At 64.6% G+C, this 23,639-nt stretch carries 21 protein-coding genes; 16 read left to right on the forward strand and 5 right to left on the reverse strand.

What is annotated here, in order from left to right; translation table 11 throughout:
- Positions 1-7 precede the first annotated feature (7 nt).
- The 5 genes from AAHM38_RS11120 to AAHM38_RS11140 all read right to left on the reverse strand — a co-directional run bounded on the left by AAHM38_RS11120 (position 8) and on the right by AAHM38_RS11140 (position 4,765).
- Positions 8-1,003 (reverse strand): glycosyltransferase, encoded by a 996-nt coding sequence (locus tag AAHM38_RS11120; protein WP_116575807.1) that lies wholly within the window; start codon positions 1,001-1,003, stop codon positions 8-10.
- Between the two features lie 7 nt (positions 1,004-1,010).
- Positions 1,011-2,171 (reverse strand): DegT/DnrJ/EryC1/StrS family aminotransferase, encoded by a 1,161-nt coding sequence (locus AAHM38_RS11125; protein WP_116575806.1) that lies wholly within the window; start codon positions 2,169-2,171, stop codon positions 1,011-1,013.
- Positions 2,172-2,211: 40 nt separating this feature from the next.
- Positions 2,212-2,583 (reverse strand): SMR family transporter, encoded by a 372-nt coding sequence (locus tag AAHM38_RS11130; RefSeq protein ID WP_004626520.1) that lies wholly within the window; start codon positions 2,581-2,583, stop codon positions 2,212-2,214.
- A gap of 126 nt (positions 2,584-2,709) precedes the next feature.
- The gene (locus tag AAHM38_RS11135) at positions 2,710-4,380 is read right to left on the reverse strand and encodes a glycosyltransferase family 39 protein (protein WP_116575805.1); all 1,671 of its coding nucleotides are present in this window, start codon (positions 4,378-4,380) and stop codon (positions 2,710-2,712) included.
- A gap of 4 nt (positions 4,381-4,384) precedes the next feature.
- Positions 4,385-4,765: an Mth938-like domain-containing protein gene (locus AAHM38_RS11140; RefSeq protein ID WP_037028697.1), complete on the reverse strand. Its 381-nt coding sequence runs from the start codon at positions 4,763-4,765 to the stop codon at positions 4,385-4,387.
- 300 nt (positions 4,766-5,065) lie between these two features.
- Between AAHM38_RS11140 and AAHM38_RS11145 the strand changes: the two genes are divergently transcribed.
- The 16 genes from AAHM38_RS11145 (at position 5,066) to ssuC (ending at position 23,633) form a co-directional block, all read left to right on the forward strand.
- Entirely contained in the window at positions 5,066-6,307 is a 1,242-nt protein-coding gene (locus AAHM38_RS11145; RefSeq protein WP_116575839.1) for a pyridoxal phosphate-dependent aminotransferase, read from the forward strand.
- Between the two features lie 100 nt (positions 6,308-6,407).
- A complete protein-coding gene (locus tag AAHM38_RS11150; RefSeq protein WP_116575804.1) occupies positions 6,408-7,727 on the forward strand; it encodes a homoserine dehydrogenase in 1,320 nt (439 codons plus the stop codon).
- Positions 7,728-7,742: 15 nt separating this feature from the next.
- A complete protein-coding gene (gene thrC / locus AAHM38_RS11155; protein ID WP_116575803.1) occupies positions 7,743-9,188 on the forward strand; it encodes a threonine synthase in 1,446 nt (481 codons plus the stop codon).
- 4 nt (positions 9,189-9,192) lie between these two features.
- Positions 9,193-9,810 carry a uracil-DNA glycosylase family protein gene (locus AAHM38_RS11160; RefSeq protein ID WP_065857796.1) on the forward strand — a complete coding sequence of 206 codons (618 nt, stop codon included), beginning with the start codon at positions 9,193-9,195 and terminating at the stop codon, positions 9,808-9,810.
- Between the two features lie 81 nt (positions 9,811-9,891).
- The gene (locus AAHM38_RS11165; protein ID WP_116575802.1) at positions 9,892-11,151 is read left to right on the forward strand and encodes a molybdopterin molybdotransferase MoeA; all 1,260 of its coding nucleotides are present in this window, start codon (positions 9,892-9,894) and stop codon (positions 11,149-11,151) included.
- Between the two features lie 12 nt (positions 11,152-11,163).
- Positions 11,164-11,421 carry a molybdopterin converting factor subunit 1 gene (gene moaD / locus AAHM38_RS11170; RefSeq protein WP_116575838.1) on the forward strand — a complete coding sequence of 86 codons (258 nt, stop codon included), beginning with the start codon at positions 11,164-11,166 and terminating at the stop codon, positions 11,419-11,421.
- 16 nt (positions 11,422-11,437) lie between these two features.
- Positions 11,438-11,959, forward strand: a complete 522-nt coding sequence (locus AAHM38_RS11175) for a molybdenum cofactor biosynthesis protein MoaE (RefSeq protein WP_065857800.1) — start codon at positions 11,438-11,440, stop codon at positions 11,957-11,959.
- 15 nt (positions 11,960-11,974) lie between these two features.
- Positions 11,975-12,355 (forward strand): fluoride efflux transporter CrcB, encoded by a 381-nt coding sequence (gene crcB / locus AAHM38_RS11180; protein ID WP_012761837.1) that lies wholly within the window; start codon positions 11,975-11,977, stop codon positions 12,353-12,355.
- A gap of 167 nt (positions 12,356-12,522) precedes the next feature.
- Positions 12,523-14,700 (forward strand): 3-hydroxybutyrate oligomer hydrolase family protein, encoded by a 2,178-nt coding sequence (locus tag AAHM38_RS11185; RefSeq protein ID WP_116575801.1) that lies wholly within the window; start codon positions 12,523-12,525, stop codon positions 14,698-14,700.
- 170 nt (positions 14,701-14,870) lie between these two features.
- A complete protein-coding gene (clpB, locus tag AAHM38_RS11190; protein WP_012761839.1) occupies positions 14,871-17,459 on the forward strand; it encodes an ATP-dependent chaperone ClpB in 2,589 nt (862 codons plus the stop codon).
- 276 nt (positions 17,460-17,735) lie between these two features.
- Entirely contained in the window at positions 17,736-18,755 is a 1,020-nt protein-coding gene (locus AAHM38_RS11195; RefSeq protein WP_009238302.1) for a sulfate ABC transporter substrate-binding protein, read from the forward strand.
- A gap of 37 nt (positions 18,756-18,792) precedes the next feature.
- Entirely contained in the window at positions 18,793-19,449 is a 657-nt protein-coding gene (ssuE, locus tag AAHM38_RS11200) for an NADPH-dependent FMN reductase (RefSeq protein WP_116575837.1), read from the forward strand.
- 116 nt (positions 19,450-19,565) lie between these two features.
- The gene (locus AAHM38_RS11205; RefSeq protein ID WP_024972989.1) at positions 19,566-20,558 is read left to right on the forward strand and encodes a sulfonate ABC transporter substrate-binding protein; all 993 of its coding nucleotides are present in this window, start codon (positions 19,566-19,568) and stop codon (positions 20,556-20,558) included.
- Positions 20,559-20,563: 5 nt separating this feature from the next.
- Positions 20,564-21,595, forward strand: a complete 1,032-nt coding sequence (locus tag AAHM38_RS11210) for a sulfonate ABC transporter substrate-binding protein (RefSeq protein ID WP_116575836.1) — start codon at positions 20,564-20,566, stop codon at positions 21,593-21,595.
- A gap of 43 nt (positions 21,596-21,638) precedes the next feature.
- Positions 21,639-22,802, forward strand: a complete 1,164-nt coding sequence (gene ssuD / locus AAHM38_RS11215; protein WP_065857808.1) for an FMNH2-dependent alkanesulfonate monooxygenase — start codon at positions 21,639-21,641, stop codon at positions 22,800-22,802.
- An 18-nt stretch (positions 22,803-22,820) separates the two neighbouring features.
- Positions 22,821-23,633 (forward strand): aliphatic sulfonate ABC transporter permease SsuC, encoded by an 813-nt coding sequence (ssuC, locus tag AAHM38_RS11220; RefSeq protein ID WP_012435417.1) that lies wholly within the window; start codon positions 22,821-22,823, stop codon positions 23,631-23,633.
- The last annotated feature ends 6 nt before the right edge of the window (positions 23,634-23,639 follow it).

Here is a 23,639-nt window from a genome sequence, read left to right on the forward strand (position 1 = left end):
TCGGAACTCATGCAACACCTCGCTGCGAGCCCGTCTTCAGATCGGCAGCGCCTGCTTCATGCAAATGGGAGGTTTCCTCCAGCACGCCCTGCACCAGATAGCGCGGGCGCTCACGCACCTGTTGATAGATGCGGCCGATGTATTCGCCCAGCAAGCCGATACCAAACAGCAGTACGCCCATCAGGAAGAACGTGATGGCGAACAGCGTGAACACGCCCTGGACTTCAGCGCCCAGGACGAACCGCCGTACCACCAGCAGGATGAACAGGACCGCCGAGGCGAACGACAGCAGCATCCCGATCGCCGAGAACCATTGCAGCGGTACCACCGAGAAGCCCGTCACGAGGTCAAAATTCAGGCGTACGAGCTTGTACAGCGAGTACTTCGACTCGCCCGCGAAGCGCTCTTCGTGGTCGACTTCGATTTCGGTGGGGTTCTTGCTGAAGGTGTAGGCCAGCGCAGGGATGAAGGTGTTGACTTCGCGGCAGCGGTTGATGGTGTCGACGATGGTGCGGTTGTAGGCGCGCAGCATGCAGCCCTGGTCGGTCATCTTGATATGCGTGATGCGCTCGCGAAGCGAATTCATCGCACGCGACGCGGTGCGGCGGAACCAACTGTCCTGGCGCACGCGGCGGATGGTGCCGACGTAGTCGTAGCCTTCGTCGAGCTTTTCGACCAGGCGGCCGATTTCTTCCGGCGGGTTCTGCAAGTCGGCATCGAGCGTGACGACGCGTTCGCCGCGCGCATGTTCGAAGCCGGCCAGGATGGCCATGTGCTGGCCGTAGTTGCCGTTGAATAGCACGACACGTGTGCTGTCCGGACGCGCGCGGAACTGTTCGGCCAGCATGGCGGCGGAGCGGTCGCGGCTGCCGTCGTTGACGAACACGACCTCATACGACATGCCGAGCGCGTCGAGTGCGGGATACAAACGCGCAAACAGCGCGGCGAGCCCGTCTTCTTCGTTGTAAACAGGAATGACGACCGAGAGAGCGGGTGTCTTCATTATTGGATTATTGGTACTGGGCGCAAAGTTGGCGGACCGCGCTGACCACGCGATCCACATCGGAATCTTCCATGCCGGCAAACATCGGCAGCGTAACGATGGCACGGCCAATGCGCTCGGCCACCGGGAACATGCCCGGCTTCCAGCCGAGTTCGCGATAGAGCTTGAACAGGTGGATCGGCGGGTAGTGCACGCCCGCGCCGATGCCCAGCGTCTTCAGGCCGGCCATGAAACCGGCGCGATCGACCTTCAGGCGATCCAGCGGCAGCACGATCTGGAACATGTGCCAGTTGGTGTTCGTAAAGTTTTCCACCGGCAGTTCGACGCCGAACGACTCGATGTCGGCTGCACGCATGCCGGCAAAGTAGCGGCGGGCCAGCGCAGCGCGGCGTGCAGTCACGGCTTCCAGCTGAGCAAACTGTCCCAGGCCGATCACCGCATTCACGTCGGTCAGGTTGAACTTGCCGCCCACCAGGTCGACTTCCATGCCGTCAAAGCCGGTGCGCACGACGCCTTGCAGGCGATATTTTTCGGCCAGCACGGCTTCTTCAGGCGTGTTCAGGACGAGTGCGCCGCCTTCGATGGTGGTGATGTTTTTGTTGGCCTGGAAGCTGAAGCTGACGAGATCGCCGATCTGTCCGATGCGCTTGTCGCCCCAGCGCGATCCGATGGCCTGTGCGGCGTCTTCCACCACGCGCAGCTTGTGGCGGCGGGCGATGTCATACAGGCGATCCATGTCGACGGGCAGCCCCGACAGATAGACCGGAATGATGGCCTTGGTGCGCGGCGTGATGGCGGCCTCGACCTTGTCCAGGTCGATGTTGCGCGTCACCGGGTCGATGTCGACGAAGACCGGCTTGGCGCCGACCGTCAGCACCACGTTGGACGTGGCGACCCACGAGATCGGTGTGGTAATCACCTCATCGCCGGGGCCGATGCCCGCGATGCGCAGCGCAACTTCCATCGTCGCCGTGCCGTTGGCGAATGTGCGGACGATGCGGCCGCCAAAGTATTCCGACAGCCCGGCTTCGAATGCGGCAACCTTGGGGCCCGAGGTGATCCAGCCCGAGCGCAGCACATCGGCCACGGCGGCGATGGTCGCCTCGTCAATGGTCGGGCGCACGAAGGGCAGGAACGGGAGTTCGGCAGTGGCGGTGGTTTGCGTCATGACTTGAATAAGGTTGGGTGCTGGGGGTGGGCGCATCGGCTCACGAGCGTGCCAGCACAAGTACGCCGACGAGGATGATCGCGATGCCGATCAGGCGCTGCACCGACAGCACTTCGCCAAACAGATACCACGCCAGGAAGGCGTTGACCACGTAGCCCAGCGACAGCATCGGATACGCAATGGTCACATCCACGCGTGAGAGGCCGAGAATCCACACTACCACCGAGATGACGTAGCACGACAGCCCCCCAATGATGGGCCACTGCGTTGCAAGCTTGATGCCGATCGGCAGGATGTTGTCAGCCGAAAACGCAAAGCGGCCGATGTTGTTGACGCCCGCCTTGAGCAGCAGTTGGGCGCAGGCATTGAGCATGACGCCCGTCAGGATCAGCCCGAAAGTGACCAGATTCATGTGTTCTTTTGATGTTTTGCAGACTGCGGCGGTTTCCCCGTACGAATGTTCTCAATCCCGCCGCCGGGGCGCATGTTACGACAATTCCGCTCGCGCGCCCCTTTCGAGAATCCGTGGCGGTAAAACCTAGTTGCGCCGGACGATGACACGGCGGGCGTCGCGGGCGATCACGATCATCGGTACGCCCTGGGCTGTCAGCCGGTCATAGGTGCCTGGTCCCATCATCGCGACAGCCTGGCCGCCGGCTTTCCAGCGGGCCACGAACGCTTCGGTGGTCGAAACCCACTTGGCCGGCTCCTGTTCGACGCCAAAGGCCAATTCGTCGGGTTCCTGCACCATGATGGTGGCCCTGCCGAGGTAAAACGGCATTGTATGGTCCAGACGCTCCACCGCATAGAACGGAACGTCCGGCTTGAGCCACGCCTTGACGGGCGGTACGAGATCGATACCTGACATGGAGCGCCCGAACGCTTCGTGGCCCAACATCGCCGCCGTAAATGTCAGGAACCACGCGCACGCAAATGCCGCCACGCTCTCGAAGCGCCGGTCCGCCAGGCGAAGCGCGAGCCACGTGAACCCTGCTCCCGCCAGGAACGCCACAGCCAGGAACATCGCAAACCGGGAAAACACTGCGTTCGGGTACATGTCCGACGACATGGTTGCCACGTAACCGCTGGCCGCAAGGCCAACCAGTGCGAGTGCCAGGAAGGCCTTGAGTTGCCAGCGCCATGCGCGCTCGCTGGTGTGCTCGAGCACCAAGGCCGCCAGAATCGCCAGCGCGGGAATGATCGGGAAGATGTAACCCGGCAGCTTCGAGTCCGAAATGCTGAAAAACGCGAAGATCAGGATGGCCCACAGGCCCAGCACCAGCGTCGGGCGGAAGCCGTTGCTCGCGGTTTCGGCGCGTGCCATGGTCAGGCGCGCGGCGCCGGGCAATTGTGCCAGCCAAGGCAGGAAACCGGCGACCAGCAGAGGAACGAAATACCAGAGCGGCGCGTTGCGGTTGTGCACGGTCGACGTGAAGCGCTGGAAGTGCTCGTGCACGAAGAAGAACCAGGCGAATTCGGGGTTGCGCATCGAGATCAACACAAACCACGGCGCGCCCACGGCAAAGAAGATGATCAGCCCGGTCACGAGATGCAATCGTTTCCACAGGGCCCAATCGCGCGCGATCAGCGTGTAGACCACAAGCACAAAGCCTGGCAGCACCACGCCGATCAGGCCCTTGCTCAGCACCGCGAGCGCCATCGACGCCCAGCAGGCCCACATCCAGCCGCGTTGTTGGGCGCGGGTGGCATCCGGATGCTGCGCGAGCAGCAGCGCACCCAGCGCCATCGTCATGCAGCCGGCCACGCCCATGTCGAGCGAATTGAAGTGCGAACCGACGTTCCACAGGGGCGCGCTCACGAGCACCAGCCCGCTGATGATCGCCGTCCGCTTGCCCCACCAGCGCGCCGCCGCCAGCATCGTGAAAACAATGCCGACGATGCCGGAAAGCGCGGTGAACAGCCGCGCCTGCCAGTCGCCGATGCCGAACAGCGTGTAGGCAAGTGCAGTGCCCCACATCTGCAGTGGCGGCTTCTCAAAATACTTCAGAGCGTTGTAGCGGATGGTCACCCAGTCGCCGGAGACGAACATCTCGCGCGCAATTTCGGCGTAGCGGCCTTCGTCGGTGGGAATCAGGTGCCGATAGCCCAACGTACCGAGCCAGATGGCGAGCAACGCAGCAGCCAGCAGCCACAGGGAGGCATTGCGCCAGGGCAGGGTGGGCGCTTGAGCAGAGCGGTCGATCGGCATGCGGTCAGGCACGCTCGATCAGCAGGGCGGCGGCCACCTTGCGGCCTTCCAGCATCAGGATGTTGTACGTGCGGCCGGCGGCCTGCAGGTCCATCGCGTCTACGCCGATGCGCTTCTCGGTAAGCGGCACCGTCAGGCGCGGGTGCGGGAAGCGCAGCTTGTTGCCTGTTCCGAAGATGACCACTTCGGCGCCCAGCTCGAGTAGGCGGGCGAAATGCTCGGGCGTCAGGTCTTCAAAACGCGCAAGGTCCCACGGCACCACCGCGCCTTCGGGCATTACCAGCACGGAGTGCTCGTAACGCACCTTGTTGATTTCGATATAGCCGTCGCCATAGCCGGTAACGGTATTGAGAATGGTGGACGAATCGGAGGAATGGAGCTTCAAGGCGGGAATCCCATCGGGCGCGACCACTGCGGCGCATGCGGCGGCATGCTGCCAACGGCGCTAGGTTTTCATACGTTTGAGCAGGCTTCGCTGCGTTGCAAAAATGCCCGCCTAAGTCTGTCATAATGGGCTAAATTATATCTTTTTCTCTCCTTCGCCCGCCGCGCCATAAGCGATGCCCGGCAAGGAACAAGCGCAGCGGAGCCTGCCGCTGCGTGTGGCGTTACCGTCGCCGCTGTGCTGTGCCACAGAATGCCCGTAGATCAAGCCCGTTCAACGTCGCCCATCGCCGCCTTGCCCGTGAAAACGATCCAGAAATCCGCCAAGCTCAATAACGTCTGCTATGACATTCGCGGCCCCGTGCTCGAAAAGGCCAAGCAGATGGAAGAAGACGGCCACAAGATCATCAAGCTGAATATCGGCAACCTCGCCCCATTCGGTTTCGATGCCCCGGAAGAGATCCAGCTGGACATGATCCGTAACCTGCCGAATTCGGCCGGCTATTCGGATTCGAAAGGCATCTTCGCGGCGCGCAAGGCGGTGATGCACTACACGCAGGAACAGGGCATCAAGAACGTCGCGCTGGACGACATCTATCTGGGCAATGGCGCGTCCGAGCTGATTTCGCTGGCCACCAACGCGCTCCTTGACGCTGGCGACGAATTGCTGCTGCCGGCTCCCGACTATCCGCTGTGGACCGCCGTGACCAGCCTGTCGGGCGGCACGCCGGTGCACTACACCTGCGACGAAGCCAACGGCTGGATGCCGGATCTGGACGATATTCGCGCCAAGATCACGCCCAATACCAAGGGCATCGTCGTCATCAACCCGAACAACCCGACCGGCGCGCTGTATTCGGACGAACTGCTGCTCGGCATCGTTGCCATTGCGCGCGAGCACGGCCTGGTGATCTTCGCCGATGAGGTGTACGACAAGGTTCTGTTCGACGACAACAAGCACACCGCGATCGGCTCGCTGTCGGAAGACGTGTTGACGGTGACGTTCAACAGCCTGTCGAAGAGCTACCGCTCGTGCGGTTATCGCGCGGGCTGGATGGTCGTGTCCGGCGACAAGCGCCCGGCCAAGGATTACATCGAAGGCCTGAACATGCTGTCGTCGATGCGTCTGTGCGCCAACGTGCCGGGCCAGTGGGCGATCCAGACCGCGCTGGGCGGCTACCAGAGCATCAAAGACCTGGTGGCGCCGGGCGGCCGCATGCGCCGTCAGCGCGACCTGGCGCACGAACTGATCACGGCGATCCCCGGCGTGACGTGCGTGAAGCCCAAGGCTGCGCTGTACATGTTCCCCCGCCTGGACCCGGCCGTGTACCCGATCGAAGACGATCAGACCTTCATCCGCCAACTGCTGGAAGAAGAGCGCGTGCTGCTGGTGCAGGGCACAGGCTTCAACTGGCACTCGCCAGACCACTTCCGCATCGTATTCCTGCCGCACGAAGACGACCTTCGTGAAGCGATCGGCCGAATTGCGCGCTTCCTGGAGCGGTACCGTCAGCGTCACGGTACTGGCATCCGGGCCGCATAGGATCGGTCTTCCGCCAGACCAGTCACTGCGGGGCAGACCGAGGCGTCTGCCCTGTGTGTTTTTTGCTTCTCCGCTTTTTCGTTTTTCTACGACACGTCTCATGAATCCCATCAAGATCGGCCTGCTCGGGCTCGGTACCGTCGGTGGCGGTACCCTCAAGGTTCTGCAACGGAACCAGGAAGAAATCCGCCGTCGCGCGGGTCGCGGCATTGAAGTCGCCATGATTGCCGTGCGCAATCTCGACAAGGCCCGTGCCATCGTCCAGGAAGCCGGTGCGACCGTGCCGGTGGTGAACGACCCGTTTGCGATTGTGGATTCGCCCGAGATCGATATCGTCGTGGAGCTGATCGGCGGCTATGACCTGACGCGCGAGCTGGTGCTGCGTGCCATCGCCAATGGCAAGCACGTTGTGACAGCCAACAAGGCGCTGCTGGCCGTGCATGGCAATGAAATCTTCAAGGCCGCGCAGGACAAGGGCGTGATGGTGGCATTCGAAGCCGCCGTGGCCGGTGGCATCCCCATCATCAAGGCGCTGCGCGAAGGTCTGACGGCCAACCGCATCGAGTGGATCGCGGGCATCATCAACGGCACCACGAATTTCATCCTGTCCGAGATGCGTGACAAGGGCCTGGATTTCGACACCGTGTTGAAGGAAGCCCAGCGCCTGGGCTACGCCGAGGCCGATCCGACCTTCGACATCGAAGGTTTTGACGCCGCGCACAAGCTCACGCTCATGAGCGCCATCGCCTTTGGCGTGCCGGTGCAGTTTGAGCGCGCATACGTGGAAGGCATCACCAAGCTGGAAGCCGTCGACATCCGCTACGCCGAAGAACTGGGCTACCGCATCAAGCTGCTGGGCATCACGCGCCGCGCCGAGGCGGGCATCGAGCTGCGCGTGCATCCGACACTGGTGCCGGCCAAGCGCCTGATCGCCAATGTGGAAGGCGCGATGAACGCCGTGGTCGTCAACGGCGATGCGGTGGGCCCGACGCTGTACTACGGCAAGGGCGCCGGCGCCGAGCCGACCGCTTCGGCCGTCGTCGCCGATCTGGTGGACGTGACGCGCCTGCACACGGCCGACCCGGAACATCGTGTGCCGCATCTGGCGTTCCAGCCGGATGCGCTGTCCGACACGCCGGTGCTGCCGATCGACGAAGTGCGCTCGAGCTATTACCTGCGCATGCGCGTGGCCGACGAGACCGGCGTGCTGGCCGACATCACGCGCATCCTGGCCGAAGGCGGCATCTCCATCGACGCCATGCTGCAGAAGGAATCCCGCGAAGGCGAGCCGCAGACCGACATCATCATGCTGTCGCATGTGACGGTCGAAAAACGCGTGAACGCCGCCATTGCCGCCATCGAAGCGTTGCCGACCGTGCTGTCGAAGGTCACGCGCATCCGCATGGAAGAACTGAACTGAGCGCAGGACACGAGCATGCAATACCGATCGACCCGCGGCCACGCAGAGCCGCAAAGTTTTTCCCGCATCTTGTTGGGCGGCCTGGCGCCGGACGGCGGCCTGTACCTGCCGGAGCAATACCCGCAGGTCAGCGTTGACGAACTGACCCGCTGGCGCGACCTGCCGTACGCTGACCTCGCGTTCGAAATCCTGCGCAAGTTCGCCACCGACATTCCCGAGGACGACCTGCGTGCGCTGACCCGCCGCACCTATACACCCGACGTCTACTGCAACGCGCGCGCTGGCGACAATACCGCCGACATCACGCCGCTCCACAAGCTGGGCGAAGAGGGCGGCACGTCGCTCTCGCTGCTGTGTCTTTCGAATGGCCCGACGCTGGCCTTCAAGGACATGGCGATGCAGCTGCTGGGCAACCTGTTCGAATACGCGCTCGACCGTGAACACGCTGAACTGAACATCCTGGGTGCGACTTCCGGCGACACGGGCAGCGCAGCCGAATACGCGATGCGCGGCAAGCGCGGCGTGCGCGTGTTCATGTTGAGCCCGCACCGCAAGATGAGCGCGTTCCAGACTGCGCAGATGTTCAGCCTGCAAGACAAGAACATCTTCAACATCGCCATCGAAGGCGTGTTCGACGACGCGCAGGACATCGTCAAGGCGGTGTCGAACGATCTCGACTACAAGGCGCGCCAGAAGATCGGCACGGTCAATTCAATCAACTGGGCGCGCGTTGTTGCCCAGGTCGTCTACTACTTCAAGGGTTACCTGCTGGCGGCCCCGAAGATCGGCGACAAGGTGTCGTTCTGCGTGCCGTCGGGCAACTTCGGCAATGTCTGCGCCGGCCACATCGCGCGCATGATGGGTTTGCCGATCGACAAGCTGGTCGTTGCCACGAACGAGAACGACGTGCTCGACGAGTTCTTCCGCACCGGCACGTACCGCGTGCGTTCGGCCGCGCAGACGTATCACACGTCCAGCCCCAGCATGGACATCAGCAAGGCGTCGAACTTCGAGCGCTTCGTGTTCGACCTGCTGGATCGTAATCCGGCGCGCCTCGCCCAGCTCTTCCGCGACGTCGACGAAAAGGGCGGCTTCTCGATGACCGGCAAGCCGGAGTTCGACCGCATCGCCGAGTTCGGCTTTGTCTCGGGCCGCAGCTCGCACGACGACCGCGTCGATACGATCCGCGATGTGTTTGCCACCTACGGCACGATGATCGACACCCACACCGCCGATGGCGTGAAGGTGGCGCGCGAGAACCTGACGCCGGGCGTGCCGATGGTGGTGCTGGAAACGGCGTTGCCGGCCAAGTTCGGCGACACCATTCGCGAAGCGCTAGACCGGGAGCCGGAGCGCCCGGCTGGTTACGCCGATATCGAGTCGCTGCCGCAGCGCTTTGAAGTCATGCCGGCCGACGTTGACCGCATCAAGGGCTACATCGCCCAGCACACCGGTCTCTGAAGCGATGGAAGCAGTGCCGGATGACGTGGCCGGAGCAGCGTTTGCGCGCTGCCTGCACGATATCCGCGCCTGCCGCGAGTGCAAGGGCGCATTGGCGCACGAGCCTCGCCCTGTTGTCGTCGCGGACCGCCGCGCCCGTGTCCTGATCATCGGGCAAGCGCCGGGCCGCATCGTCCACGAAACCGGTATCCCCTGGAACGACCGCTCGGGCGACCGCCTGCGCCAGTGGCTGCAAATCTCGTACGACGATTTTTATGCCGACAGGCGCATCGCCGTGGTGCCGATGGGTTTCTGCTTTCCGGGCACCGGCGCGAACGGCGACTTGCCGCCCCGCCCGGAATGCGCACCCAGATGGCACCGGCCGCTGCTGACGGCGATGCCCGAGGTGCGGCTCACGCTGCTGGTGGGCACGTATGCCCAGCGCAACTACCTCGACGTGCCGCGCGACTGGACCTTGACCGACGTCGTGCGCAACGGGCCTGCGCATGACGCTGACGGCCGCGTGTTGTTTCCGCTGCCGCATCCAAGCCCGCGCAATCTGGCCTGGTTCAAACACAATCCGTGGTTTGACGCGCACATCGTGCCGGCGCTGCGGGCGGCGCTGGCAGAAGCATTTGCTTGATACGCCTGGGCTGATGCATGGCATCGGCCTGGAACCGATACAATCGAAATCTCCCGTTCGATTCCGCTTTCCCATTCCCGCATGTCCGCCAACGATGCTCCCGCCGTCAAACCGTCCTTGCTGACGCTCGATGCGGCGCTGTCGCAACTGCTTGCCGCAGTGCGCGCCTTGCACGAGACCGAAACCGTGTCGACGTTGCACGCCAACGGGCGCGTTCTCGCGCAGGCCGTGCGCAGCAGCTTGAACGTGCCGCCGGCCGACAACACGCAAATGGACGGATACGCAGTACGCGCCGCCGAGATCACCGCGCCGGGCACGCGCCTGAAGGTGGCGCAGCGCATTCCCGCCGGTCATGTCGGCCAGCCGCTGAATGCAGGCGAGGCGGCGCGTATCTTTACCGGCGCGCTGATCCCGCCGGGCGCCGATGCGGTGGTCATGCAGGAGCAATGCAAGGCTGACCCTGACTCGGGCACCGTCACCATTGACCACGTACCTGCATCGGGCGAGTGGATCCGCCGCGCCGGCGAGGACATTGCCGACGGCGCCGAGATCCTGCCGCGCGGCACGCGCCTTGGCCCGCAGCAACTTGGCCTGGCCGCTTCGGTCGGCCGCGCCAATCTGCACGTCGTGCGCCGCCCGCGCGTGGCCGTGTTCTTTACCGGCGACGAACTTGCCATGCCCGGCGAGCCGCTCAAGCCCGGCGCCATCTACAACTCCAACCGCTTCACGCTGCGCGCGCTGCTGGAAAACCTCGGTTGCGACATCACCGATTTCGGCATCGTGCCCGACACGCTGCAGGCCACGCGCGACACGCTGCGCGAAGCGGCCGAGGCGCACGACCTCATCATCACCTCCGGTGGCGTGTCGGTGGGGGAGGAAGACCACATCAAGCCGGCGGTGGAAGCCGAAGGGCGCCTGAATCTCTGGCAGATCGCCATCAAGCCGGGCAAGCCGCTGGCCTTTGGCGAGGTGCGCCGGCCCGAAGGCATGGTGGGTGGTCCGACCGCGTTTTTCATTGGCCTGCCGGGCAACCCGGTGTCGAGCTTCGTCACCTTCCTGCTGTTCGTGCGGCCGTTTATCCTGCGCCTGCAGGGCGTGCAAGACGTGGCCCCCAAGCGCATCCCGATGCGCGCCGACTTTGCATTGCCCAAGGGCGATCGCCGCAACGAGTTCCTGCGTGCGCGCATCAACACGGGCGGCGGGCTGGACCTGTTCCCCAATCAAAGCTCGGGCGTGCTGACCTCCACCGTCTGGGGCGATGGCCTGATCGACAACCCGCCCAACCAGCCGATCGCGCCGGGCGATGTTGTCAGCTTCCTGCCGTTTGCAGGCCTGGTGTAAGGAGCGATGGCCATGCAGATCGAGCTTCGTTTCTTTGCCAGCGTGCGTGAACAACTCGGAACCTCGCAGGAGCAGGTGGTCGTGCCGGAGGCCGTGTGCACCGTGGGCGATGTGCGTCGCTGGCTGGCGCAGCGCGGTCCGGTCTGGGGCGAAACCCTGGCCGAAGGTCGTGCGCTGCGCATGGCGGTGGACCACCAGATCGTGCCGGCCGATACCGCCGTGCACGACGGCTGCGAAGTCGCCTTCTTCCCGCCCGTGACTGGCGGCTGAGCGCAGGAGACCGACCATGTCCGTCCGCGTACAGGAAGCCGACTTCGACCTCGGCGCCGAGATTGCAGCGCTCCGCGCCGGCCGTCCGAACATTGGCGCGGTAGCCAGCTTCATCGGCACCGTACGCGACATCAACGACGGCACCGGTGTGTCCGAGATGGAGCTGGAGCACTATCCCGGCATGACCGAAAAGGCGCTCGCCGGCATCGTGAGCGCGGCCATGCAGCGCTGGGAGCTGATCGACGCACTCGTCATCCACCGCGTTGGCAAGCTCAAGCCGCAAGATCAGATCGTGCTGGTGGCGGTGGCGTCCAAGCACCGCGGCGAGTCCTTTGCCGCGTGCGAATTCATCATGGATTACCTCAAGAGCGAGGCGCCGTTCTGGAAGAAGGAACAGACGCCCCAGGGCGCGCGCTGGGTCGATGCACGCGTTACGGACGACAAGGCGCTTGCCCGCTGGGGCATTGCTTCCAACAACGCCGCGACAAGCACGGCCGATCAGCCCGGCGTATCGGCGCAACCCAACGACTACGAATAACAAGGACGCGACCGCATGAGCGGAATGGGCTTTCTGGCAGTTGGGGTAGGTGCTGCGCTGGGAGCCTGGTTGCGCTGGGCGCTCGCCGTCTTGTTGAACGCCATCAATCCGGCCTTGCCGTACGGCACGCTGGCAGCCAATCTTGTGGGTGGCTATCTGATCGGCATCGCGGTCGGATTTTTCGATACGCACGCGGGGCTGCCGCCGGAATGGCGTTTGCTGGTGATCACCGGTTTTCTGGGCGGGCTGACGACGTTCTCGACGTTTTCAAGCGAGGTGGTCGCCAACATCCTGGCCGGCGACCATGTCATGGGCGCGCTGCACATCGTGGCGCATCTGGGCGGCTCGCTGTTCCTCACCATGCTGGGACTCTGGACGGTGCGCACGTTCAGTTGATCGCAAGGGCGGTCGCGCCAATTGAGTTGCGAATGAGAAGTTGGGTTCACATACTGGTAGTGCCTGCGGTGGCTTAGGGACGTCCGGACGTCCACTAGGGACGTGCAGTATCGAAGGCCGCCGCGGGTTGCTTTGTGTTGTTCCAACCATAACGAGAAGGAGACGCAATGAAACCAACCCGAACGGCGCGCCTGCGAAGGCACGTCTCGCCAAGCAACCTCATCGCTGTCGGAGCCGTGCTGCTGGCCGGCTGCGGCGTGTTGAGCGCCTGCGGCGGCAGCAATGACGGCAACAACGTGCCGGGCAATACCAAGCCCGCCTTTGCCGGCAAGGTGACCGTCACGCGGTACGACGGCGTATCGGACGACCTGCTGACCGCCGGCCTGGGCGCAAGCGGCCTGGCATCGGCCACCGCGCCCGCCATCGCCAACCCCACCGCGCCCACGGCAGCCGAGCTGCGCCGCCTGGCGATCTACGCCAACTACCGCGCGCTGGTCGATACGGCGGCCAAGGGCGGCTACGGCACGCTCTATGGCCCGAACGTCGACGCGAGCGGCAACGTCACGCAGGGCTCCGGCATGATCGCCGGCACCGAATACGTGACGTACTCCGACGACGGCACAGGGCAGCAGAACGTCGTGCTGCTCGTGCAGATTCCGGACAGCTTCGACGTCAACAACCCCTGCATCATCACCGCCACCTCGTCGGGCTCGCGCGGCATCTATGGCGCGATTTCCACCGGCGAGTGGGGCCTCAAACGCAAGTGCGCCGTCGCCTATACCGACAAGGGCACCGGCGCCGGCCCGCACGACCTGGCTACGGACACCGTCGCCCTGCAGGACGGCACGCGCACCACGCGCAGCGCCGCCGGGTCTAACGCGCACTTTGCTGCGCCGCTCACCAGCAGCCAGTTGGCTGCCTTCAATGCGGCCACGCCGAACCGGCTGGCGTTCAAGCATGCGCATTCGCAGCGCAACCCAGAGAAGGATTGGGGCCTGTTCACGCTGCAAGCCGTGCAGTTCGCGTTCTGGGCGATCAACGACAAGATCGCTGGGACGAGCGGTGCGCTGGTCGGCAGCGCTCTGCCGGTCCGTCCGGACAACACCATCGTCATCGCGTCGAGCATCTCCAACGGCGGCGGGGCGGCCATCGCAGCGGCCGAGCAGGACACCGGCGGGTGGATCGACGGGGTGGCCGTCGGCGAGCCCGGCCTGAACCTGCCGCCCAACACCGGTGTGCAGGTCGTGCGCGGCGGCACCACGCTGCCGACGACTGGCAAACCGCTGTTCGACTACGTGAGCTTTGCCAATGTATTCCGGCTGTGCGCGGCGTCGTCTGCGAGCGTTGCCACCGCACCCGCGCAGGCGTTCTTTACGAGCCTCACGACGTTCCCGGCAGGTGTGCAGGCCAATCGCTGCGCTGCGCTCAAGGCGGCTGGGCTCCTGACGTCCACCACGGCGGCTGCCCAGGCCGACGAAGCGCTTCAGAAGATGCGCACCTACGGCTGGGAACCGGAGTCGGACCTGGTGCATGCGTCGATGTCGTTCTACGAGATCGACCCATCGGTGGCGACCACCTTTGGCAACGCACTCTCGCGCGCCAGCGTGACCGACAACCTGTGCGGATTGAGCTTCGCGGCAACCGACGCGTCGTTCCATCCGACCGCCGTGAGCGCCACGGCGCTCGCGCAGATGGCGGCGGTTGGCAACGGCATTCCGCCCACTTCCGGCGTGCAGCTCGTCAACAACAACGCCCAAGGTGGCCCGACGCGGAGCAACCAGTCGGTCGACTCCACCGGCACACGAGCCGCCAACCTCGATGGCGCGCTGTGCCTGCGCAACCTGCTGACGGGCGCCGATGCGGCTTCGCAATCGCTGCAGGCCGGCATCCGGCAGACGCTGCGTACCGGCAACCTGCAGGGCAAGCCGGCGCTGATCGTGCAGGGCCGCAACGACGCGCTGCTGCCGGTCAACCATGGTTCGCGGCCGTATCTGGGGTTGAATGCCAAGGTGGAGGGTGGCTCGAGCAAGCTGTCGTACATCGAGGTGATGAACGCGCAGCATTTCGACGGCTTCATCGACCTGGTGCCCGGCTACGACACGTTGTTCGTGCCGCTGGTGCTGTATGAGCAGCGCGCGCTGGACGCCATGTACGCGAACCTGAAGAACGGCACGCCGCTGCCGCCTTCGCAGGTGGTGCGCACCACCCCGCGCGGTGGCACGCCCGGTGCTGCACCGGCCATCAACGCGGCCAACGTGCCGAACTTCACCAGCACACCGGCGGCGGGCGACCGCATCTCGGTGAGCGTGTCGGGCGGCGTGGCGACGGTATCGGTGCCCAACTGATGCGATAGCCAGGACGGCTTCGGCTCACTTGGGACGGCGGCGTAGCCAGTAGGCGCGCCGCCGTTTGTTTTGGCGCAAATCTGCATCAAAACCGGCGTTTCCACGCTTGAAATGCCACCGAAGCTCCCTATCTTTCGGAGCAGTGAAACATTTTCCGCAAGGGGTTTTTAATGCGTTTGGACAAATTGACCACCCGCTTCCAGGAAGCGCTGGCCGACGCGCAGAGCCTGGCGCTGGGCAACGACAATCCGTACATCGAACCGGTCCACCTGCTGCTGGCCATGCTGCGCCAGCCGGATGGGGCCACCAAGAACCTGCTGGCCCGTGCGGGCGTCAATACCGGCGCCCTGGACACGGCGCTGGACCGCGCCATCAAGCACCTGCCGCAGGTGCAGGGTGGCGAACAGGTGCAGGTGGGGCGAGACCTCGGCAGCCTGCTGCAGGCGACCGAGAAAGAGGGCATCAAGCGCGGCGATCAGTTCATCGCCAGCGAGCTGTTCCTGCTGGCCGTGGCCGACGACAAGGGCGAGGCTGGCCGCATTGCGCGCGAGCACGGCCTGTCGCGCAAGCCGCTCGAAGCCGCGATCGACGCTGTACGCGGCGGCCAGACCGTCGGCAGCGCCGAAGCCGAGAGCCAGCGTGAAGCGCTCAAGAAGTACACCATCGACCTCACCGAGATGGCCCGGATCGGCAAGCTCGACCCCGTCATTGGCCGCGATGATGAAATCCGTCGAGCCATCCAGATCCTGCAACGCCGCACCAAGAACAACCCGGTGCTGATCGGCGAGCCGGGCGTCGGCAAGACGGCCATCGTCGAAGGGCTGGCGCAGCGCATCGTCAACGAAGAGGTGCCTGAAAGCTTGAAGAACAAGCGTGTGCTGGTGCTCGACATGGCGGGTCTGCTGGCCGGTGCCAAGTATCGCGGCGAGTTTGAGGAGCGCCTGAAGGCGGTGCTCAACGACATCGCCAAGGAAGAAGGCCGGACCATTCTCTTCATCGACGAAATCCACACGATGGTGGGCGCGGGCAAGGCCGAAGGCGCGATGGATGCCGGCAACATGCTCAAGCCGGCGCTTGCGCGCGGCGAGCTGCATTGCATCGGCGCGACCACGCTGGATGAATACCGCAAGTACATCGAGAAGGACGCCGCGCTGGAGCGCCGCTTCCAGAAGGTGCTCGTGGGCGAGCCGACCGTGGAGGCAACCATCGCCATCCTGCGTGGCTTGCAGGAGAAGTACGAACTGCACCACGGTGTGGAGATTACCGACCCGGCGATCGTGGCCGCGGCTGAACTCAGCCACCGCTACATCACCGATCGCTTCCTGCCGGACAAGGCCATCGACCTGATCGACGAGGCTGCGGCGCGCATCAAAATGGAAATCGACTCGAAGCCCGAGGCGATGGACAAGCTCGACCGCCGCCTGATCCAGCTCAAGATCGAGCGCGAGGCCGTCAAGAAGGAAACCGACGAGGCATCGCAGAAGCGCCTGGAGCTGATCGAGCAGGAAATCGAGCGTCTGCAGAAGGAATACGCTGATCTGGATGAAATCTGGAAGGCCGAGAAGGGCGCGGCGCAAGGTGCGGCTGCGCTCAAGGAAGAGATCGACAAGATCAAGCTGGAGATCACCAAGCTGCAGCGCGAAGGCAAGCTCGAGAAAGTGGCCGAACTGCAATACGGCAAGCTGCCCGAGCTGGAAGGCAAGCTGAAGGCCGCCACCGCTGCCGAGTCTGCCGGCCAGAAGCAGCCGAACAAGCTGCTGCGCACGCAGGTGGGCGCGGAAGAGATTGCCGAAGTCGTCAGCCGCGCCACGGGCATCCCCGTGGCGAAGATGATGACCGGCGAGCGCGAGAAGCTGCTGAAGATGGAAGACCGCCTGCACGAGCGCGTGGTCGGCCAGGACGAAGCCGTGCGTCTGGTGTCGGATGCCATCCGCCGCTCACGCGCCGGCATTGCGGACGAGAACAAGCCCTATGGCTCGTTCCTGTTCCTGGGTCCGACGGGCGTCGGCAAGACCGAGCTGTGCAAGGCGCTGGCCGGCTTCCTGTTTGATTCGGAAGAGCACCTCATCCGCATCGACATGAGCGAGTTCATGGAGAAGCATTCCGTGAGCCGCCTGATTGGCGCGCCGCCGGGCTATGTCGGCTACGAGGAAGGTGGTTACCTGACCGAAGCCGTGCGTCGCAAGCCGTACAGCGTGGTGCTGCTCGATGAAGTGGAGAAGGCGCACCCGGACGTCTTCAACGTGCTGCTGCAAGTGCTGGACGATGGTCGCCTGACCGACGGCCAGGGCCGCACGGTCGACTTCAAGAACACGGTGATCGTGATGACGTCGAACCTCGGCTCGCAGCTCATCCAGCAGATGGCGACCGAACCGGCGGACGTGATCAAGGGTGCCGTGTGGCAGGAAGTGAAGACGCATTTCCGCCCCGAGTTCCTGAACCGGATCGACGAGGTGGTGGTGTTCCACGCGCTGGACCAACGCAACATCGAATCGATCGCGCGGATCCAGCTCAAGCGTCTGTCTGCACGCCTGGCGCAGATGGACCTCGCGCTGGAGATCAGCGACGAGGCGGTGGCCAAGCTGGCCTCTGCCGGTTACGACCCGGTGTTTGGGGCACGGCCTTTGAAGCGGGCCATCCAGCAGCAGATCGAGAATCCGGTGGCACGGATGATCCTGGAGGGCAGGTTCGCGCCCAAGGATGTGGTGCCGGTGGATTATCGGGATGGGCAGTTTTCGTTTGAGAGGGTTGTGCACTGACGCTACGTTAGCGCTTCGAAAAACCGCTCTGGGTTCGCCAGAGCGGTTTTTTTTGTTCTTTGTTGGTGGTGCCTCCCTTGTTTCACCCCCTGCCGGGCCCGGAGGGTACGAGACAAGGGATGGACCATCATAGTTTTCCTTCAGCCACGAGCCTCACCGACCTATATGCAAAAAACGATGAACATTCCCTGAAACCATTCGTTCCCCGTACAAGACCTGCTCGGTAGTCTTGCTCCTATTCCAAATCCATCAGAGATCAGAAACGGAGCCTGCAAGATGATTCGCAAGTTTGTTTTCAACACGCTTGTACGTGCTACAGCGGCTGCCATCGTGGCGGGGGGAACCGTGGGTGCGCATGCGGCGACGACACTGCTGAATGTGTCGTACGACCCGACGCGCGAGCTGTACAAGGAAATCAACACCGAATTCGCCAAGAAGTGGAAGGCCGAAACGGGTGAGGACATCACCCTTCGCGCTTCGCATGGCGGTTCGGGCAAGCAGGCCCGCTCCGTGATCGACGGGCTGGATGCCGATGTGGTGACGCTGGCGCTGGGCTATGACATCGACGCGATCGCCGAGAAGGGCCTGACCGGCAAGGACTGGCAGAAGCGCCTGCCGCACAACGCCTCGCCGTACACGTCGACCATCGTGTTCCTGGTGCGCAAGGGCAACCCGAAGGGCATCAAGGACTGGAATGACCTGATCAAGCCGGGCATCGCCGTCATCACGCCCAACCCGAAGACCTCCGGCGGGGCACGCTGGAATTACCTGGCCGCCTGGGCCTATGCGCTGAAGCAGCCGGGCGGTTCGGACGCCACCGCCAAGGACTTTGTCCAGAAGCTCTACAAGAACGTGCCGGTGCTCGATTCGGGCGCGCGCGGTGCGACCACCACCTTTACCGAGCGTGGTATCGGCGATGTGCTGATCGCGTGGGAAGACGAGGCGCTGCTGGCGGCGCGCGTGGAAGGCAAGGACAAGTTTGACGTGGTGGTGCCGTCGATTTCCATCCTGGCCGAGCCGCCGGTGGCGGTGGTGGACAAGGTGGCCGACAAGAAGGGCACGCGCAAGGCCGCGGAGGCGTATCTCAAGTTCCTGTACACGCCGCAAGGCCAGGAGATCGGTGCGAAGAACTTCTATCGCCCGACCGACCCGGCCGTGGCCAAGAAGCACGAGAGCGAATTCCCGAAGGTGAAGCTCGTGACCATCGACGACACGTTCGGCGGCTGGCAGAAGGCGCAGAAGACGCACTTTGCCGACGGCGGGCAGTTTGACCAGCTCTATCAACCGGGCAAGTAAGCCCCACACGACGTAACGACATCGGGTGATCCGCATCATGCAAATCCTGACGATTTCCGGCAGCCCTTCGGCGCAATCGCGATCTGCGCGCCTGCTGGGCCACGTGCGTGCGCAGCTCGAACGCGCCGGCGAGCAGGCGGACCACCTGGACCTGCGCAGCCTTCCAGCCGACGCGCTGCTCGGCGCGCAGGTGTCCGACCCCGCCATCGCCGATGCGGTGGCGCGGGTGGAAGCGGCGGGCGTGGTGATCCTCGCCACGCCGGTCTACAAGGCGGCCTACAGCGGGCTGCTCAAGACGTTTCTCGATCTGCTGCCGCAGAGCGGGCTGCGCGACAAGGTCGTGCTGCCGATAGCCACCGGCGGCAGCCTCGCCCACACGCTGGCAATCGACTACGCGCTGCGCCCCGTACTGACGGCGCTGGCGGCGCGCTCGATCCTGCCCGGCATCTTTGCCGTCGACTCGCAGATCGTTGTGACCGATGACGGCGTGACCGTCGACCCATCGCTGCAGCAGCGCCTGGATGACGGCGTGGAGCGCGTGCATCAGGCACTGGCGCTGGCACGGCATCCGGCCGTGGCACAGGTCATTGTTTCAAGCCGCAGCGCGGTGCGTGCCGCAACGCTCGCCCATATGCAGCCCGATGCGCAGCCCAACGCACAGGCTGACGCCGACCGAATGCGATGTCTGGCGTGACGCGCTGAACGCGCCGCCATACACCACGCTCACTGCTTTTTTCCGTTGTTGTCACGCCGCGCAGCCGCTGCGCGCGGATCTTGTCGCCCATACACCCCGCATCGACCGGACTTGCCATGAAAACCCACTCGCCCCTGCGCAGGACTTTGACCATTGCCGCCACGCTGCTTGCAACGCTTGGCGCGCCCGCCGCATTTGCCAACAGCGATGCGCCGCCCCCGACCGCGGCCAAACAACTGCGCATCGGCTATCAGAAATACGGCACGCTGACGGTGCTCAAGGCACGCGGCACGTTGGAAAAGCGCCTGGCCGCCCAGGGCATCGAAGTGAAGTGGACCGAGTTTCCGGCTGGCCCGCAGTTGCTGGAAGGCCTGAACGTGGGCGCCATCGATTTCGGCACCACGGGTGAAGCACCGACGATCTTCGCGCTGGCTGCCGGGGCGCACCTCGTCTATGTCGGCAACCAGCCGCCCGCGCCGGCCGGCGAGGCGATCATCGTGCCGAAGACTTCGCCGCTCAAGAGCGTGGCCGATCTCAAGGGCAAGCGCGTCGCCTTCAACAAGGGCTCGAACGTGCATTACCTGCTGGTGAAGCTGCTGGAAAAGGCCAATGTGCCCTACAGCGATATCCAGCCCGTATACCTGACCCCCGCCGATGCGCGTGCCGCCTTCGAGCGCGGCGCCATCGACGCCTGGGTGATCTGGGATCCGTTCTTTGCCGCGGCCGAACAACAACTGGGCGCGCGCGTGCTGGCCGACGGCACGGGCGTGGTCAACAACTCGCAGTACTTCCTGGCGTCGAAGGGCTATGCGGGCGCGCGGCCCGATGTGCTGAACATCGTGCTCGATGAGCTGAAGAAGACCGACACCTGGGCCGCTGCCAACCCGAAGGACGTGACGAACATTCTTGGCCCGCAGCTCGGCCTGGAGCCGGCCGTGGTGGCGCGTTCGGTGTCGCGCATTGCCTATGGCATCCAGCCCGTCGGGCCCGAGGCCCTGGCTGACCAGCAGCGCATTGCCGATACGTTCCACGCGCTCAAGCTGATCCCGCGCCCCGTCAAGGTGGCCGAGTCTGCGTGGCAGCCGACGACGCAGCAAGCCGCGCGCTGATCGCCATGACCATCGATTTCCAACGCCGCCGCCTGCTCAGCGCTACCGTTGCCGGCGCATCGCTGGCCACGCTTGGGCCGGTTGCGCATGCCGCCAATGCCGCTACCGCCAGCCCCGCGGCTGGCGGCCTGCCCAAGGTGACGCCGCCGGCGCAACTGCGCATCGGTTTCCAGAAGAGCGCGGTCAACCTCGTCATCGTCAAAGAGAACCGGGCGCTGGAGCAGCGCTTTCCGGGTACCAAGATCAGCTGGCTGGAGTTTCCGGCCGGGCCACAGCAGCTCGAAGCGTTGTCTGCGGGCAGTCTCGACCTCGCCATCACGGGCGATACGCCGCCGGTGTTCGCGCAGGCTGCCGGCAAGGACCTGCGCTACGTGGGCGTGGAGCCGCCCAAGCCGGACAGCTCCGCCATCCTCGTGCAGCAGGATTCGACCCTCAAGACGCTGGCAGACCTGAAGGGCAAGCGCGTGGCGCTGCAGAAGGGTTCGAGCGCGCATTTCCTGATCGTGCGGGGTCTGCAGAAGGGCGGCCTGACATTTGCCGACATCCAGCCCGTGTACCTCACGCCAGCCGATGCGCGCGCCGCCTTCGAGCGCGGCAGCGTCGACGCCTGGGGCATCTGGGATCCGTACTACGCCGCCACCGAACTGGCGATCAAGCCGCGCGTGCTGGCCACCGGGCGCACGCTGTCGTCCAACAACTCGTTCTATTTCGCGCCGACGGCCTTTACGGAAAAGCACGGCGACACCATCGCCGCAATCTTTGCGGAGCTCTCGCGCGCCGACCGCCTCGTGCAGGAGAACCGAAAGGAAGCCGCGCAGCGCATTGCGGACTTCTCCGGGCTGTCGCTGGCGACGGTGCATCTGTTCCTGTCGCGCCGGCCGCCTTCGCCCGTGCGGCCGGTCACGCCGGAAGCGGTTGCCGAGCAGCAGCGCGTGGCCGATGCATTTCACGGGTTGGGGCTCATTCCGCGCCCGGTCAAGCCGATCGAACTGGTCTGGCACCCGACCCCCGCGCAACTGGCCATCGCCCGCGCTTGAGTTGTTGCGTTGATCTGAGAACAACACAGTCCAAGGAGCTGTCATGCAAGTTTTCTGGTTCATCCCGACGCACGGCGACAGCCGTTATCTCGGCACTGCCGAGGGCGCTCGCCAGGTCGATCAAACCTATCTGCAGCAGGTGGCCGTGGCCGCCGATACGCTCGGCTACGAGGGCGTGCTGATTCCCACTGGCCGCTCGTGCGAAGACCCGTGGATCGTGGCCGCGAGCCTGATTCCAGTCACGAAGCGCCTGCGTTTCCTGGTGGCGGTGCGCCCCGGGCTGATGGCGCCGACGCTGGCCGCGCGCATGGCCGCCACGTACGACCGTCTGTCGAATGGCCGCTTGCTCGTGAACCTCGTCACGGGTGGTGACCCGGCGGAGCTGGCCGGCGATGGCCTGTTCCTGGACCACGCACAACGCTACGAAGCCTCGGAAGAGTTCATCCGCATCTGGCGCGAAACGCTGGCGGCAAGCCACGAAGGCGCCGCGCTGGATTACACCGGCAAGCACCTCAGCGTGAAGGGCGCGAAGGTGCTGTATCCGCCCGTGCAGCGGCCGCATCCGCCGGTGTATTTCGGTGGCTCGTCGGAAGCGGCGCACGAACTCGCGGCCGAACAGGTCGACACCTATCTCACCTGGGGCGAGCCGCCCGCTGCGGTGGCCGAGAAGCTGGCCGACGTGCGGGCGCGCGCTGCCAAGCATGGCCGTACCGTGCGCTTCGGTATCCGCCTGCACGTGATCGTGCGCGAGACGGAAGACGAAGCCTGGGCTGCCGCAGACAAGCTCATCAGCAAGCTGGACGACGACACCGTTGCGCGCGCGCAAGAGGCTTTCCGCAAGATGGATTCGGCCGGCCAGCAACGCATGGCCGCGCTGCACGCCAACGGCGTCAAACGCACGCGTGCCGATCTGGAGATCAGCCCGAACCTGTGGGCAGGTGTGGGCCTGGTGCGCGGCGGTGCCGGCACGGCGCTCGTGGGCGACCCGCAAACCGTGGCCGCGCGCATGAAGGAATATGCCGACCTGGGGATCGATACGTTCGTGCTGTCCGGCTATCCGCATCTGGAAGAGGCCTATCGCTTTGCCGAACTGGTGTTCCCGCTGCTGCCGCGCTCGGTGCGCGACAAGCTGCCGGGCAACGTGCTGAACGGCCCGTTTGGCGAAGTGATCGCCACCGGTATCGTGCCGCGCGTGGCGGCAAGCTGAGCCGAAAGGAGCAGGGCAATGGCATCGCAATCCAAACCGAAACCGAAGGCAAACACCTTCCTGCGTACCGCCCGGCAACGATTGGCGCCGTGGATCGTGCCGCTTGTGCTGCTGGTGCTGTGGCAGGCCTCTGCCCAATGGGGCTGGCTGTCGAACCGCATCCTGCCGGCACCGCTGGACGTGGCGAAATCCGCCGTTGCGCTGGCGCGCTCTGGCGAGCTGTGGACGCACGTGGCCGTGAGCACATGGCGCGCGCTGCTGGGCTTTGTGATCGGCGGCTCGCTGGGTCTGGCGCTGGGGCTGCTGACCGGCACCTTCCGCACCGCCGAGACGCTGCTCGACACCACGCTGCAGATGGTGCGCAACATCCCGGTGCTGGCGTTGATTCCGCTGGTGATCCTGTGGTTCGGCATCGATGAATCGGCCAAGCTGTTCCTGGTATCGCTGGGCGTGTTCTTCCCGATTTATCTGAACACGTATCACGGCATCCGCTCTGTCGATCCGGCCCTGGTGGAGATGGCCCGCAGCTACGGCCTGTCGCGTGCGCAGCTGTATCGCGAGGTGATCCTGCCCGGTGCGCTGCCGCAGATCCTGGTGGGCGTGCGTTTCTCGCTCGGCCTGATGTGGGTGACGCTGATCGTGGCGGAAACGGTGTCTGCGCAGGCCGGCATCGGCTACATGACGATGAATGCGCGCGAGTTCCTGCAGACCGATGTGGTGCTGCTGGGCATCCTGCTGTATGCGCTGCTCGGCAAGCTGGCGGATTGGTTGTCGCGCGGGCTGGAACGTTACTGGCTGCGCTGGCACCCCGGATATCAAGCGGCCGCCTGAGGCTGA

This window comes from Ralstonia sp. OTU4908 (assembly GCF_038440115.1).
Lineage (GTDB): Bacteria > Pseudomonadota > Gammaproteobacteria > Burkholderiales > Burkholderiaceae > Ralstonia > Ralstonia pickettii.